Origin of the sequence: Sporosarcina ureilytica (genome assembly GCF_001753205.1) — a bacterium.
GTDB classification, from domain to species: domain Bacteria; phylum Bacillota; class Bacilli; order Bacillales_A; family Planococcaceae; genus Sporosarcina; species Sporosarcina ureilytica.
In genome coordinates this window covers 2,636,462-2,651,958 of sequence record NZ_CP017560.1, presented here as the reverse complement: position 1 = coordinate 2,651,958, position 15,497 = coordinate 2,636,462, and the positions used below count along the sequence as shown (strand labels likewise).

The 15,497-nt window shown below is 38.5% G+C and carries 12 protein-coding genes; 10 read left to right on the top strand and 2 right to left on the bottom strand.

Annotated features, from left to right (window positions below):
- Positions 1 to 91: 91 nt before the first annotated feature.
- The 4 genes from BI350_RS13125 to BI350_RS13110 all read left to right on the top strand — a co-directional run bounded on the left by BI350_RS13125 (position 92) and on the right by BI350_RS13110 (position 6,598).
- Positions 92 to 373: an Fpa/YlaN family protein gene (locus BI350_RS13125; RefSeq protein ID WP_075528543.1), complete on the top strand. Its 282-nt coding sequence runs from the start codon at positions 92 to 94 to the stop codon at positions 371 to 373.
- A 192-nt stretch (positions 374 to 565) separates the two neighbouring features.
- Positions 566 to 1,738 (top strand): FtsW/RodA/SpoVE family cell cycle protein, encoded by a 1,173-nt coding sequence (locus tag BI350_RS13120; protein WP_075528542.1) that lies wholly within the window; start codon positions 566 to 568, stop codon positions 1,736 to 1,738.
- A 17-nt stretch (positions 1,739 to 1,755) separates the two neighbouring features.
- The gene (pyc, locus tag BI350_RS13115; RefSeq protein ID WP_075528541.1) at positions 1,756 to 5,193 is read left to right on the top strand and encodes a pyruvate carboxylase; all 3,438 of its coding nucleotides are present in this window, start codon (positions 1,756 to 1,758) and stop codon (positions 5,191 to 5,193) included.
- A 187-nt stretch (positions 5,194 to 5,380) separates the two neighbouring features.
- Positions 5,381 to 6,598: an ISL3 family transposase gene (locus BI350_RS13110; protein WP_082295076.1), complete on the top strand. Its 1,218-nt coding sequence runs from the start codon at positions 5,381 to 5,383 to the stop codon at positions 6,596 to 6,598.
- Between the two features lie 330 nt (positions 6,599 to 6,928).
- Here the strand turns inward: BI350_RS13110 and BI350_RS13105 are convergent, their stop codons facing one another.
- On the bottom strand, positions 6,929 to 7,789 hold the full coding sequence (locus BI350_RS13105) for a COX15/CtaA family protein (RefSeq protein WP_245698347.1): 861 nt from the start codon (positions 7,787 to 7,789) through the stop codon (positions 6,929 to 6,931).
- A gap of 380 nt (positions 7,790 to 8,169) precedes the next feature.
- Between BI350_RS13105 and cyoE the strand changes: the two genes are divergently transcribed.
- The 6 genes from cyoE (at position 8,170) to ctaG (ending at position 14,270) form a co-directional block, all read left to right on the top strand.
- On the top strand, positions 8,170 to 9,093 hold the full coding sequence (gene cyoE, locus BI350_RS13100) for a heme o synthase (RefSeq protein ID WP_075528538.1): 924 nt from the start codon (positions 8,170 to 8,172) through the stop codon (positions 9,091 to 9,093).
- 107 nt (positions 9,094 to 9,200) lie between these two features.
- Positions 9,201 to 10,292 (top strand): cytochrome c oxidase subunit II, encoded by a 1,092-nt coding sequence (gene coxB / locus BI350_RS13095; protein WP_075528537.1) that lies wholly within the window; start codon positions 9,201 to 9,203, stop codon positions 10,290 to 10,292.
- A 32-nt stretch (positions 10,293 to 10,324) separates the two neighbouring features.
- Entirely contained in the window at positions 10,325 to 12,199 is a 1,875-nt protein-coding gene (locus tag BI350_RS13090; RefSeq protein WP_075528536.1) for a cbb3-type cytochrome c oxidase subunit I, read from the top strand.
- Positions 12,199 to 12,825: a cytochrome (ubi)quinol oxidase subunit III gene (locus BI350_RS13085; protein WP_075528535.1), complete on the top strand. Its 627-nt coding sequence runs from the start codon at positions 12,199 to 12,201 to the stop codon at positions 12,823 to 12,825. Before BI350_RS13090 ends, BI350_RS13085 begins: the two co-directional genes overlap by 1 nt.
- Position 12,826: 1 nt before the next feature.
- Positions 12,827 to 13,189, top strand: coding sequence for a cytochrome C oxidase subunit IV family protein (locus BI350_RS13080; protein ID WP_075528534.1), 363 nt, complete (start codon positions 12,827 to 12,829; stop codon positions 13,187 to 13,189).
- A gap of 157 nt (positions 13,190 to 13,346) precedes the next feature.
- Positions 13,347 to 14,270, top strand: a complete 924-nt coding sequence (gene ctaG, locus BI350_RS13075; protein ID WP_075528533.1) for a cytochrome c oxidase assembly factor CtaG — start codon at positions 13,347 to 13,349, stop codon at positions 14,268 to 14,270.
- Positions 14,271 to 14,339: 69 nt separating this feature from the next.
- Here the strand turns inward: ctaG and ytvI are convergent, their stop codons facing one another.
- On the bottom strand, positions 14,340 to 15,398 hold the full coding sequence (gene ytvI, locus BI350_RS13070; RefSeq protein WP_075528532.1) for a sporulation integral membrane protein YtvI: 1,059 nt from the start codon (positions 15,396 to 15,398) through the stop codon (positions 14,340 to 14,342).
- Between the last annotated feature and the right edge of the window lie 99 nt (positions 15,399 to 15,497).

Genomic DNA, 15,497 nt, shown 5'->3' with positions numbered 1-15,497 from the left:
TAAAAAAGGAAACACTTGCAATTTTCGGATGTGAAAGCTACAATTTATTAATAGTCAACAGAAGAAATAATAGCTTGATGGGGGCGTCCTCATGGATATTGAATTACAAGAAACATATCAGGAAAAGGCCATGAAGCAACTGCAAATAGATGCCGATAAAATCGCGCAACTAATTAAAGTACAGATGGATCATTTGACGATGCCTCAATGTCCATTATACGAAGAGGTGTTAGACACCCAAATGTTTGGACTGGCACGGGAAATTGATTTTGCTGTGAAGCTTGGTCTAATAGAACGAAAGCAAGGGAATGAAATCCTTTCTTCGCTTGAGAAAGAAATGACAGTCTTACACGACTTATATACGAAGGAATAAGCAGAAGACTCAAACTTAACTACAGGGTTTGAGTTTTTTGTTTAAGTATCTTTGGTCGTTAACTGTATTACTAGCATTTCTAGGGAATGTTTTGTCACGTAATTCTGCAATTCGTTAAAATGTTGAAACAAAGCGTTAAATGATTAAGGAAAAAATCGGAATGGAATCGATTAGGAAAAAGAGGGTTATATTATGCGTAATTATGTAAAACAATTTGTGAGAAATTTTGATTTTCCACTCTTTTTCACCTACTTAGTTTTGTGTTTATTCGGACTAGTCATGATTTATAGTTCGAGTCTCGTCTGGGCAGTAGGGTATTATGACTTTGAACCTGATCATTTCTTTCGAAAGCAAATCATGAACTTAGCGATTGCATTTCCTGCCTTTTTCGTTGCAGCTTTTTTTCCGTACAAAAATTATAAGAGAAAGAAATTAATGATTGCTTCCGTCATCGGCATGCTAATACTTCTGGGACTTGTACATGTATTTGGATACGGTAGAGAACAGCTAGGTGCACAAAGTTGGATTAATCTTGCTGGTGTCAATTTTCAACCATCAGAGCTTGCAAAAATTATTATTCTCGTTTATTTTGCTAGTGTTTTTGCCAAAAAATATGAGCGAGGTACAATCGACAGCATCAACCAGTCAATTATGCCACCTGTTGGAATTCTAGTCATTGCAATTGGTTCGATTATGTTAGAAACGGATATTGGTACGTCCTTCATTATCATTGTCGGGGCATTTTCTGTCATTGCTGCAAGCGGATTAAATAAGAATACTTTTTTGAAGTTAAGTGGTATTATTTCTGTATGCTTATTATTGGTGTCACTCCTTCTATATTTTAAATGGGATGACATTATGACAGGCAGTCGAAAAGGTAGGTTATTATCTTATTTAAATCCATTTGATTATATTCAAGGATCGGGTTTTCAAATTGCAAATGGTTATATTGCGATTGGATCTGGTGGCGTAAAAGGACATGGTCTTGGAAACTCTATTCAAAAAATGGGGTATTTACCCGAACCGCATACTGATGTGATAATGGCTGTCATATCAGAAGAATTAGGCGTTCTAGGTGTGGCGATTGTGATTGGCGGATTAGGGTTTATCGTTTTACGCGCATTAAGTATCGCACTAAGAGCAAGAGATCCTCATGCTCGAATGCTCGCTGCAGGCATAGGCAGTATGATAGGTATTCAGACGTTTGTTAACTTAGGCGGATTAACAGGTATTATCCCGCTAACCGGTGTACCCCTCCCTTTTATAAGTTATGGAGGAACTTCGGTGATTTTAATGTCAGCCGCCGTGGGAATTTTGATGAATGTTTCGATGTTTGTTAAATATGAGAACAAGAAAATGAAGTAGAAGGGAAAGTGAATTAGATGGAAAGAATCACTAAATTACTCGTTGCGAATCGTGGAGAAATTGCGATTCGTATATTTAGAGCATGTACTGAATTAGAAATCTCAACAGTCGGTATTTATTCGACAGAGGATAGTGGCTCGTTCCATCGATATAAGGCGGATGAATCTTACCTCGTAGGTAAAGGTAAGAATCCAATTGATGCATATTTAGACATCGAAGGAATTATTGAAATCGCGAAGAATAGCGGTGCAAATGCGATTCACCCAGGATATGGATTTTTAGCGGAAAATGCCGAATTTGCAAGAAGGCTTGAAGAAGAAGGAATTATTTTCATTGGCCCGACATCGACACATCTTGAAATGTTTGGTGATAAAGTAAAGGCACGTGAACAAGCGATTGCAGCTGGTTTACCCGTTATTCCAGGAAGTGACGGTCCTGTATCTTCATATGAAGATGTATTAGCATTCGGTGAATCGAGCGGTTACCCAATCATGGTGAAGGCTTCCTTGGGCGGCGGCGGACGTGGGATGAGAATTATTCATTCTGCAGAAGAAGTTAAACAAGCATATGACCGGGCAAAATCAGAGGCGAAAGCAGCATTTGGATCAGATGAAATGTATGTTGAAAAGTTTATCGATAAGCCAAAGCATATAGAAGTTCAGATACTAGGAGACACCCACGGGAATGTTGTCCATTTATTTGAAAGGGATTGCTCTATCCAGCGCCGTCATCAAAAGGTAGTTGAAACTGCACCTTCAATTTCATTAGATGACAATCTTCGTGTTGAAATTTGTAATGCAGCTGTGCAATTGATGGAAAAAATCGGTTATGTAAACGCGGGAACGGTTGAATTTCTTGTCGCAGATGGGTCGTTTTACTTTATTGAGGTAAATCCACGCATTCAGGTTGAGCATACAATCACAGAAATGGTGACAGGTATTGATATCGTGCATTCCCAAATACATATTGCGGATGGGAAAGACCTTCATGGCGACACTGTTCAGATTCCTAAACAAGAAGACGTTCCATTATTTGGTTACGCAATTCAGTCTCGAGTGACAACCGAAGATCCATTGAATGATTTTATGCCAGATACAGGAAAACTAATGGTATATCGTTCTGGTGGAGGGTTTGGTGTTCGGTTAGATGCGGGAAATGGTTTCCAAGGTGCTGTTATTACACCTCATTACGATTCGCTACTTGTAAAAGTATCCACTTGGGGAATGACTTTCAAAGAAGCGGCAGCTAAAATGGACCGTAACTTACAAGAGTTCAGAATACGAGGAATTAAAACGAACATTCCATTCCTTGGAAATGTGGTGAAACATAAGAGTTTCCTTATTGGCGACTATGACACAAGCTTTATTGACACTGCACCAGAATTATTTGAATTTCCAACTCGGTTAGATAGAGGTACAAAGATTTTAAATTATATTGGGAACGTAACTGTCAATGGTTTTCCGGGAATTGACAAGCAGTCTAAGCCGGTTTATCAAGATGCCCGTAAGCCTGCAATCGACTTATCGACGGCGCCATTAAGCGGAACGAAGCAAATATTAGACGCGCAAGGCCCAGAGGGATTAGTGAACTGGATTAAAGAACAAAATGATGTTCTAATCACTGATACGACATTTAGGGATGCCCACCAATCCCTATTAGCAACAAGAATGCGTACAGCAGACATGTTGGAAATTGCACCTGAAACAGCTAGAATCATGCATAATTTATTCTCAATGGAAATGTGGGGCGGGGCGACATTTGATGTAGCTTATCGTTTCTTAAAGGAAAATCCATGGGATCGTCTCATTAAATTACGTGAACAAATTCCTAATGTATTGTTCCAAATGTTATTCCGTGGGGCAAATGCGGTTGGATATACAAACTATCCAGACAATGTCATCCGCGAGTTTGTTAAAAATTCAGCTGAAGCCGGAATCGACGTATTCCGTATATTTGATAGTTTAAACTGGATCAAAGGTATGGAAGTGGCGATTGATGCAACGCGTGAAGCAGGGAAAGTTGCGGAAGCGGCGATTTGTTACGCAGGTGATATATTAGATGATAAGCGTGATAAATATACGGTTCAATATTATAAAGAAATGGCGAAAAACTTAGAATCGGCAGGCGCGAATATTTTGGCTATTAAAGACATGGCTGGATTATTGAAGCCGGAAGCGGCATATCGCCTCATTTCAGAATTAAAGGAAACAACAGATTTACCAATTCATCTCCATACACATGATACAAGTGGCAACGGAATCTATACGTATGCGCGTGCAATTGATGCAGGAGTTGATATTGTAGATACTGCACTTGGTTCAATGGCAGGGCTTACATCACAACCTTCGGCAAGTTCTTTATACTATGCAATGCAAGGAAACGAGCGTCAAGTTCGTGCAGATGTAAATGGCTTAGAAAGCTTATCTCACTACTGGGAAGATGTTCGGAAATATTACCAGCACTTCGAAAGCGGTATGATGAGTCCGCATTCTGAAATTTATGTTCATGAAATGCCGGGGGGGCAATATTCAAACTTACAACAACAGGCAAGAGCAGTTGGATTAGGAGAGCGTTGGGAAGAAGTTAAAGAAATGTATTCCCGAGTCAATCTATTGTTCGGTGATGTTGTAAAAGTAACACCTTCATCAAAAGTCGTAGGAGATATGGCGTTATTCATGGTTCAAAACGATCTTAATGAACATTCAGTAATTGAACGTGGAATGTCTATTGACTTCCCTGACTCAGTGATAGAGTTTTTCGCTGGCTATATCGGACAACCACATGGTGGATTCCCTAAAGAATTACAAGCAGTTGTCTTGAAAGATAAAGAAGCGATTACAATTCGTCCTGGCGAATTACTTGAAGATGTTGATTTTGATGAATTGCAAACTGATTTAACTAAAAAGCTGAATCGACCTGCGACAAGGCAGGAAGTATTGTCCTATGCAATCTATCCGAAAGTGTACGGAGAATATTTACAAATGCATCAAGAATTTGGTGATGTATCGGTTATCGATACACCAGAATTTTTATATGGTATGCGTCTAGGCGAAGAAATTGAAGTCGAAATTGAAAAAGGAAAGACTTTAATTGTTAAACTTGTTTCTATTAGTGAGCCGCAATCCGATGCAACAAGGGTCATTTATTTCGAATTGAACGGTCAACCACGTGAAGTCATTATCGAAGATGTCAATGTGGAATCTGATGTCATCAGAAAGACGACAGCTGATCCTTCAAATCAAGCGCATATTGGCGCAACAATGCCAGGAACTGTTTTACAAGTTGCTGTATCTGAAGGGGCGAAAGTGAAAAGAGGCGACCACTTACTCATAACTGAAGCGATGAAGATGGAAACCACAATTCAAGCACCGTATGACGGTACAGTAAAGGCAATATATGTAACCGCTGGAGAATCGATTGCTACAGGCGATCTTCTTATTGAAATGGCGGACTAATTAACTAATAAAAAGCACTCAGAATTTCGGCTAGGTCGAATTCTGAGTGCTTTTATGATTTAAGTAAAAATATTGGTTCTATTATATATGTTGGGGTTTCAAAACAATTCAGCAAAAAAATATGCACGAGATCACCTAATTCTTTTATACTTTAATTGACTAGAAAAAAGTAAAGGATAGGTGACCCGTGCAAATGAATTTTAACATGAAAATCCCAGGATTAAAAGAAGTAATCATTGAGAAAATAGAAGAAGTTGGTGAAAGAGTAGCACTCTATGTATCTTTACCCATAAAAGCTCATAAGTGCCCATCTTGTCATGCCTATACCGAAAAGGTTCATGATTATCGCATAAGAAAAATTAATCATTTAAAACTTTTCGAGCGTTTAACAGTTTTATTCTATCGACGTCGTCGCTATGCGTGTGGCTGCGGTAAAAGATTTTCAGAGGACACATCCTTTGTCGACAAATACCAACGTTATTCAAAAGAATGGAATCAAGTGGCCCAAATACGTTCTTTTAAAGCAAAGACTTTTAAGGAAGCTGCAGAAAGCCTGGGGACATCAAGCGCTACAATTATGAGACGTTTTAAGAAAAGCGGCAAAGAATATTTAACGATGAAAACTCAACTTCCTAAAAGAATCGCAATTGATGAATATAAAGGTGATACAGACGCTGGCAAGTTTCAATTAGTCATTGCGGATGCCGATACACATGAACCGATTGATATTTTACCTAATCGAAGAAAAGATACGATTAAGGAATATCTTTATAAATATGGATCACGAGTAGAACTCGTCGTGATGGATATGAATCCAAGTTTTAAAGCAGCAGTCAATCAAGCACTGGGACGGCCTGTCATCGTAGCGGATCGATTTCACTTCTGTCGTTATATTTATTGGGCGATTGATGAAGTACGTCGAAAAGTACAAAAGGATTGGCATGCATATGACCGAAAGAAGTGTAAGCGAATGCGATTTGTATTGTATAAAAGAAGTGATCAGTTAACTGAAAAGAATCGTTTCTATTTGGATCGTTATACAGGATTTTCTAATGAGTTAAAGAAAGCTTATGAACTGAAAGAAGCATACTGTGAGTGGTTTGATTGGGCGAAGAAATCAGATGATATGCCAGAAATCAAAAGAAGATTGAAAGCCTTTTACCGTAAGGTAGAAGACGCGAATATTCCCGCTTTCTTGAAAGCGATTCGCACATTGAAGAACTGGCAACCTGAAATTTTAAATAGTTTCGCCTTTAATTACTCCAACGGATTTTTAGAAGGAATTAATAATAAAACAAAAGTAATGAAGAGGAACGCATATGGTTTTAGACGTTTTGATCATGCGAGAGCAAAGGTTTTATTAAACATCAAATATAAAACAATTGGCACTCATTTAGTAGGATGATGAACAAAGTATAAAAGAAGGTTATCTGTTGATTGGAGTGTAAGGTGGCGACTCGGGCGGGAGAAGCGTGACAGGTGAGACCCTGGACGGAGCGAAGCGAAGGAAGCGGCTCACCGCACGCCCCGCCGAACGCGTCCACCTGGAGCGGAAATCAACTTGTCAAAGAATAAATCATAAAAATAGGGTGACGTGCAAAACACATCACCCCAACATTTGACATAGAACCAAAATATTAGGGGATAGAGAGCAAGGAAGGAAAAAGTCAGAAAATATATCGAGAAAACAATAAAATTAAATAAGGCCACCTTATAGTGAAGGTGGCCTTATTATTTAGGAAGAACGTTTACTTCTAAACACGAGCAGTATCATGTAGGTTAATAGCCCGAATAAGAGTGAAATAAATAACGAGTGGAGCAATGCGATATACAAGTTTAACTGAGTGAAAATGGCGGTTGCACCTGTAATCACTTGGGCAAGGACGAGTATAAAGGAAATAATCCATCCCCAATAAAAGACAGGTTGGCCTTTATAATGCCGCACTACATGTACCATTATGTACAAAATCCAGATGAAAATGAGTGCAGCTGCAAAACGGTGACCCATTTGAACCCATTCATGGAAACGGGTAGGGAATCCAATAGCTGAGTTATCACAAAAAGGCCAATCTAGACAGACGAGTTCAGAGTTTGTATGACGGACAAGTGCTCCTGTATAAACGACTATGTAAGAATAGATAGTAACGCCAATTGTATGCCATTTTAGATGTTTCCCAACTCGAATGTTTTGTGTATCGTATTTTTTGTCAACTTCAAAAACGATTAAAGTTAGTAATAACACAGAGGCAAAAGAAATCAGTGAGATTCCAAAGTGAAGGGCTAAAATAAAGTCGCCTTGGCCCCACAAAACTTGGGCAGCTCCGATTAGTGCTTGTAAAACTAGAAAAAATATGGCCATGAAAGCTAGAAATTTAGTTTCACGTACATGACCGAGTGCTCTCCATGACCAAACCGCCAAAATAACAATTAGAATGCCAACGACACCAGTGACAATGCGATGAGAAAATTCGATAAGAACTTCTGCAGTAATGACATCTGGAATAAGTTGCCCATTACAGCCTGGCCAATGGCGTCCGCATCCCATTCCGCTATCAGTCTTTGTAACTAGTGCACCGCCAAGTAAAATGAACAGCATCCCAATGGTTGAAGAGACGGCAAACCACTTTAAAAAATTATGATATCTCAAAAAATGACACCTACTTTAGTAATGATGTTAATTTAATATGAATACTCCTCTAGCTATGATGATAACGAAAGAAGGGCGAAATGACAACGGATACAGACCGTAAACATTAGGTACAACATCATTTTCACAAAAAGTTCATCAAATAGACCTCTCAACTTCACAATTGATTAGTAGAAATGCTTTATTATAGAGTATGGATTGTGACAATTATGTCGATGAAAAGCGCAGTTCCTTGAGATTTTTTGTTTTAGTATAGAAATTTTCTCTAATTTTCGATATAGTGAAGTATATAAGAAGTTAATTTGAAAAAAGACGAAAGGTGGGGGAATATGTCAAACGGTCGTATAATATCGGCAACGGTTGATTCTGCGGCCGCGGAAAAAACGACAACAGTATTTCAAGATTTCTTAGCACTAATTAAGATTGGTATAGTTAATTCGAATATGATTACTGTTTTCACTGGTTTTTTTCTCGCGATGCAATTAAGTCCATTAAAGTTTCTAGCAAACTTAGATTTACTTTTATTTGCGCTAGGGGGCTCGGGCTTAATCATTGCAGGGTCCGCCGCATTGAACAATCTAATAGACCGCGATATTGATCCAATTATGTCGAGAACAAAATCTAGACCGACAGTGACTGGACGATTCAACGCTTCGGCTGTGTTGGCACTTGCGCTTACATTCATTGCCATCGGAGAGTTATTATTATTCTCTGCATCTACAACTGCCGGGCTTTGGGGACTTGCCGGGGTATTCAGCTATGTAGTACTCTATTCAATGTGGTCTAAAAGAAAACATGTGAGTAATACAGTTGTTGGAAGTATTTCTGGTGCAATTCCTCCCTTAATAGGTTGGGCAGCAGTTGAGCCGACACTCGGGGCAGGGGCATGGGCATTGTTTTTGATAATGTTTATTTGGCAACCGCCTCATTTTTATGCACTTGCAATGAGACGTACAGAAGAGTATCGCGCGGCGAATATACCGATGCTACCAGTTGTAAAAGGGTTTACTAGAACGAAAGTTTCGATGTTAGGCTGGGTGCTTCTCTTATTTCCGTTACCATTATTATTAGCTGATTTAGGAATTGTGTTTATGATACTCGCTACGATATTAAATATTGGTTGGGCTTACTTTGCAATCAGAGGATTTAAAGCGAAGGATGATTTGAAGTGGGCGACAGGAATGTTTGTTTACTCACTTAACTATATGACAATCTTGTTTGTATCAATTATTATATTCTCGTTATTTGTTTAACGCTATCTCATTGGAATTCTTTCTTTTAAATAGGAATTCATATAAATAGGGGTAATTTATCCCTGCACTTATCAAGATATTAATTGAAAGAGAGGTATGATTAGGCGATGATGAAAGGACTTAAAAAGTGGCGACTATTTACATTACTAACAGCGCTTACTATTTTCCTTGCAGGTTGCGGTCAGGAGGAAATCTCTACACTTCTTCCAGCAGGTGAAGTTGCGAAAGACCAGTTTAACTTGTTGCTATTATCTTCGGGAATTATGTTATTCGTAATACTAGTAGTTGTAATTATCTACGTAATAGCTCTACTCCGCTTCAGACGTTCGAAGCTTGGTGAAGATCATGTTCCTGAGCAAGTTGAAGGAAGTAACGTGTTAGAGCTTGTTTGGACAGTTATTCCAATTCTTTTAGTTCTTTTGCTAGCAGTGCCAACAGTTTACTATACTTATAAGTTAGGTAATGTTTCTGCAATGGGTGCAGTAGATGATGATGGCAATGCTGAAAATTTGGTCGTTGATGTAACGGCGAAACTATACTGGTGGGAGTTTGACTATCCAGAATTAGGTGTTACTACAGCGCAAGAGTTAGTTGTTCCAATGGATGAAAAAGTATACTTCAACCTAATCGCTGCGGACGTAAAACACTCATTTTGGATTCCGGCAGTCGGCGGTAAGCTTGATAACAACGTTGAAAACGTTAACAAGTTTTACTTGATTTTTGAAAAGGATTCACGCGATCTTGAAGAAGGCGTTTTCTTCGGGAAATGTGCTGAGCTTTGCGGACCATCACACGCTTTGATGGACTTTAAAGTTAAAACATTAACACGTGCTGAGTTTGATGATTGGGTTCTTGCAATGCAAGCGACAGAAGGTGCTACAGCAGATAAGGCATCTGCAGACCAAGGAGAAGCACTCTTTGCGGAAAGTTGTATTTCATGTCACGCAGTAAGTGGCGTTGGCGATCCAGCTTACTTGGGGGTTGAGCATTCAGGTGCTGTTGGGCCAAACTTAACAACATTTGGTGATCGTAACCGCGTTGCAGGTTTCATGGACCACGATGAAAAATCACTGAAAGAATGGATTAAAGATCCGCAGAAATACAAACCAGGTAATACGATGCCGGCATTCGACCATTTATCAGATGCAGAATTGGATGCATTAGCAGGCTACCTAATGGGATTATCAGTAGAAAAGTAATGTAACTTGAAATTGTAGAGGAGGTAAAACAAGTGAGTTCAGTTGCTCAAAAGAAAGGCTTTGGCGCCTGGCTATGGGACTGGTTGACGACAGTTGACCATAAGAAGATAGGTATCCTTTATTTGCTAGGTGGAGGATTCTTCTTCGTACTCGGTGGAATTGAAGCAGTACTTATTCGTATTCAACTTCTTCACCCAAATAGCGACCTGATTAGTGCTGGGTTATTTAACCAGTTAATTACGATGCATGGAACGACGATGATTTTCCTTGCAGCCATGCCTATATTATTCGGTTTTATGAACGCGATTATGCCACTGCAAATCGGTGCACGTGACGTAGCGTTTCCATTCATTAACTCACTAGGGTTATGGATGTTTATCTTCGGTGGATTGTTCTTAAACATTTCATGGTTTATGGGGCAAGCACCTGATGCTGGTTGGACTTCTTATACATCATTAGCAATCACGTCTGAAGGACATGGTGTTGACTTTTACTCTATCGGTTTACAAATTGCAGGTGGAGGTACGTTAATGTCGGGGATTAACTTCCTTGTAACGATCATTAACATGCGTGCACCGGGAATGACGTATATGCGTATGCCACTATTCACATGGACTACGTTTATCGCATCGGCAATGATTTTATTCGCATTCCCACCACTTACAATTGGGTTGTTCTTCTTAACATTCGATAGACTATTTGGTGGTAATTTCTTCGACCATACAATGGGTGGAAACACAATTATTTGGGAGCATATTTTCTGGATATTTGGTCACCCTGAAGTTTATATTTTAATCTTACCGGCTTTCGGTATTTTCTCTGAAATATTCCCAACATTTGCGAGAAAGCGTTTGTTCGGATATACTTCAATGGTTTTTGCAACAGTACTTATTGGTTTCTTAGGATTTATGGTTTGGGCTCACCACATGTTCACGGTTGGTTTAGGGTCAACAGCAAACGCAATTTTCGCAGTTGCGACGATGGCAATTGCCGTACCTACGGGTGTGAAGATTTTTAACTGGTTACTGACGATGTGGGGCGGTAGCATTAAAGTTACAGTACCAATGCTCTATGCAATCGCATTTATCCCATCATTCGTAATGGGTGGAGTAACAGGAATTATGCAAGGTGCAGCACCACTTGATTACCAATTGCATGACTCATACTTCATCGTCGCTCACTTCCACTATGTAATTGTTGGTGGTGTCGTACTCGGTATTTTAGCTGCTACTCACTACTGGTGGCCGAAAATGTTCGGTACAATGTTGAGCGAAGGTCTTGGAAAGTTAACATTCTGGACATTCTTTATCGGATTCCATATGACATTCCTTATCCAACACTGGTTAGGATTCTGGGGAATGCCACGACGCGTATTTACGTACATGGATGGACAGGGTTGGAATGCAGCAAACTATATTAGTACAGTTGGTGCATTCTTTATGTCGGTTGGTGTAATTGTTCTTGTGATCAACATTATCATCACAACAGTTAAGAATGAGCGTGTCGGAAATGACCCGTGGGGCGATGGTCGTACACTTGAGTGGGCAACTCAATCACCACCGGTTTACTATAACTTCCCACAAACACCACTTGTGCGTGGATTGGATACTGTATGGATTGAAAAGTCAGAAGGTAACAAATCAGGTGTTACACCGGCAGTTCCGCTACAAGATATTCATATGCCACATGGTTCAATTATTCCGTTCTTAATGTCATTTGGATTATTTATGGCAGGATTCGGAGCAATGTTCCGTTTGGAAACGTCTTGGGGACTATCACTTCTAGTGTTCGGTCTGTTCTGGACTTTTGTTACAATGTCAATTCGTTCTGTAAAAGATGATTTAGGATACTATGTTCCTAAAGAAGAAATCTTAAGGGATATGAAGCGTGAAGGGGGTCAAAAATAATGGATTTGAATAAGAAATTCACCCCTGAGACTTGGCCTGATAACCCGGAAACAGCTACATTTGAGGCGAAAAATAAATTTGTTGGTTTCTGGCTTTTCCTTGGCGGAGAAGTAATTTTGTTTGCTACGCTATTTGCAACATACTTAGCATTAAAAAACAAAGGGCCAGCTGGTCTCGAGTTTTCGACACAAGAGCTTTATGAATTACCGCTTGTATTTGTTATGACGATGCTATTATTAACATCTTCATTAACAAGTGTTTATGCAATGTATCATCTGAGAAATTACAACTTCAGGAAGATGCAACTCTGGCTAGGAATTACAGCATTTCTAGGTCTTGGTTTCTTGATGCTTGAAGTGTATGAGTTCACTCACTACGTACAACTAGGTTTCACTTACGGGAATAGTGCGTTTAGTTCATCTTTCTATACACTTGTAGGGACGCATGGTTTCCACGTAGCAATTGGACTCGTTTGGATTACGTTACTCATTTTCAGAAATGCAAAGCGTGGATTGAACTTGTATAACGCAACAAAATATTATACATTTTCACTATACTGGCATTTCATTGACGTCATCTGGGTATTTATCTTCACTGCAGTCTATTTGATGGGAGTGGTAGGTTAATATGGCGGACATCGAAATTTATGAAAAAACACCAAGTGAAGTAGAAATTTCAAGAATTCGCGCTAGAAAAGGAATGCGTGCTCAAGTTATTATGTTCTCAATGATGATATTCTTGACACTCACTTCATTTTCGATCGTACTAGCTTCAAATGCGGATGTAATCGGGTTCTCTAAGTTCTATGTAATTCCAGTCATTCTGTTGTTTGCTGCTGTGCAAGTCGGATTACAACTTTACTACTTTATGCACATGAATGAAAAAGGGCACGGAATACCAGAAATGTTCATGTTTACTGGAGCATTACTAGCATTCTTAATCGTTCTTACATTCGTTACAATCGTTTGGTGGAACCCACTATACGTATAAACTGTATAGTTAAATAGGTCGCATAAAAAACTCGTACAGAATCTACTTCTGTACGAGTTTTTATTATTCATTGAATTTGTCATAGTTCATCCATTGAGTTATAGGTTTGTATTGCTTTATAATATGAACAGAGACTGTTATAAAGGAGTGTTGGTGAATGCCTTTAAGTATATTTGGATTTCGTGCATTATGGAGTCCGTGGTATTTCTTGTCATTAGTGGTGGTAGTACTGATTTATTTTTTAATCACAGTTAAATGGCGTCATAAGTTTGAAAATTCCACCGCTTTAACGCGTAAGCAAGTAATCTTTTTTTTAAGTGGAATGATACTTCTTTATATTTTAAAAGGTTCTCCGGTCGATTTGTTGGGGCATATCTTATTCTCCGTACACATGACTCAAATGGCGTTTCTATTATTAGGTGTTGCGCCGTTATTGATTATGGGGATACCAAATTGGGTATGGGCAAGGTTATTGGAAGTGAAGATTATCGATGTACTCTTTGGCCTCTTCACAAAGCCGCTTATTAGTTTATTTATGTTTAGTTTTTTATTTTCAGCTTATCATTACCCGTTAATACTTGACAATGTTAAGTTAAACTTAATTTTGCATGGAATGTTTACTGCTACTATTTTCATGTCGGCGATATTTCTATGGTGGCCACTTGTGAATACACTGGAAGGACAACCAAAATTACACGGTTTAAAGAAAATTGGATACGTTGTATTAAGTGCTATCCTAATCACACCTGCTTGTACATTAATCATTTTTGCGGACGTAGCTGTGTACGATACATATACAAACGGAGATGCATGGTTGCAAGCCATGGCACTCTGTGTACCGCCTGGAACGCTAGCGGGACTATCTGGTCTTGGAATCTCCGGACCTGAAATGTTTACAAGTATGTCTTCTTTATATGACCAACAGCTTGGTGGTATTTTAATGAAGGTTGCACAGGAAATGATTTATATATTTGTTATCGGGAAAATCTTCTTTACGTGGGCAAATGAAGAACGTAATAATGCTGATGAAATTACGAGACAAGAGTTATTAAAACATCAAGAATTACGAGCAAACAGTTAAAAATAGGAATAAATAAAAAGTAGAGGGAGAATTCCTCTACTTTTTAGTCTTATAAAGCGATTGTCCCTATTAAATTTTGAAATTAACGCGAATGATGTTTGCTTCGCGTGCTGTAGTAAATAAAATAACAACAAGCGGACCAATAAAGAAACCAAGAAAGCCCATAAGTTTTAAGCCGATGAACATTGCAATTAGGGTTGGTAATGGTTTTAGACCAATTTGGGACCCCATTACTTTTGGTTCGACTGTTCGACGAATCACAAGAAGAATAATTGCTAGAATTGTTAGTTGGGTTCCTGTTCCCACATCGCCACTTATGAAATAATATAATGCCCATGGCGCGAGAATAATGATTGACCCCAATATAGGGATAAGATCAATGATCCAAATGATGACGGACATAATGATGGCGTATTTAGGTTTTATTAATAAGAGTCCAACAAGTGTAACAGCGAAAATAATTAGACTCACAAGAAATTGCGCTTTCACAAATCCAAATAGAATTGAATTTAGTTTTGTCACCATAAATCGTACTTTTTTTTCTGTAGATTTTGTGAGATACTTAAATAATAATTTCTTAAGTTCTGGTAATTCTAGCATAAAAAGAAACAGTGCAATTATGAAGACGATTAAACTAACAAGAAAGTTAGGCACGTCAGTTAGGAGTGAAGTAATTTTATCATAGCTCAACAATTCAAGGATGGCTATTCTTATCGAGTCAAATATATTTTTGAACGATTCCTGTATGGATTCAATAACTTCTGTTGGCATGCCCGCTGTATATTGGAATAGTTTATTTTGCATATCAATCCAAAAGCCGGATAATGTATTGAAATGACCAGGAGCTGCGTGCGTAAAGTCGATTATCTTTCCTATAAGACGAGTAACAGTATAATATAATAGCGAAGAGATAATTGCTAAAATAAAGATGAAAACTGAGATAACAGCTGGTTTACGATTCCATTTAAATTGCTTTTCTACGAGTCTAACAAGGGGATCGATTAGTAATGCTGTAAGAAGCGCAAAAATAATTGGTAAGGAAACTGGGATAATATATAGGAAAATTAGTATAATGAATATAACACTTAGTAATATGATGAAATTACGTTTAGTAAACCATTTGGACAATGACCATTCCTCCAGTAATTCTTGTTACCTTAATTATAACCAATTATTTAGATTTGAATAGATATTTTTAAGTATGTATGAGGATACACTTTTATTTAC

Coding starts and splice junctions, on each gene's coding strand:
- coxB (WP_075528537.1), top strand. CDS start 9,201: ATGATGAAAGGACTTAAAAAGTGGCGACTATTTACATTACTAACAGCG.
- BI350_RS13105 (WP_245698347.1), bottom strand. CDS start 7,789: ATGCTGTTCATTTTACTTGGCGGTGCACTAGTTACAAAGACTGATAGC.
- ctaG (WP_075528533.1), top strand. CDS start 13,347: ATGCCTTTAAGTATATTTGGATTTCGTGCATTATGGAGTCCGTGGTAT.
- BI350_RS13120 (WP_075528542.1), top strand. CDS start 566: ATGCGTAATTATGTAAAACAATTTGTGAGAAATTTTGATTTTCCACTC.
- BI350_RS13125 (WP_075528543.1), top strand. CDS start 92: ATGGATATTGAATTACAAGAAACATATCAGGAAAAGGCCATGAAGCAA.
- BI350_RS13085 (WP_075528535.1), top strand. CDS start 12,199: ATGGATTTGAATAAGAAATTCACCCCTGAGACTTGGCCTGATAACCCG.
- BI350_RS13080 (WP_075528534.1), top strand. CDS start 12,827: ATGGCGGACATCGAAATTTATGAAAAAACACCAAGTGAAGTAGAAATT.
- cyoE (WP_075528538.1), top strand. CDS start 8,170: ATGTCAAACGGTCGTATAATATCGGCAACGGTTGATTCTGCGGCCGCG.
- pyc (WP_075528541.1), top strand. CDS start 1,756: ATGGAAAGAATCACTAAATTACTCGTTGCGAATCGTGGAGAAATTGCG.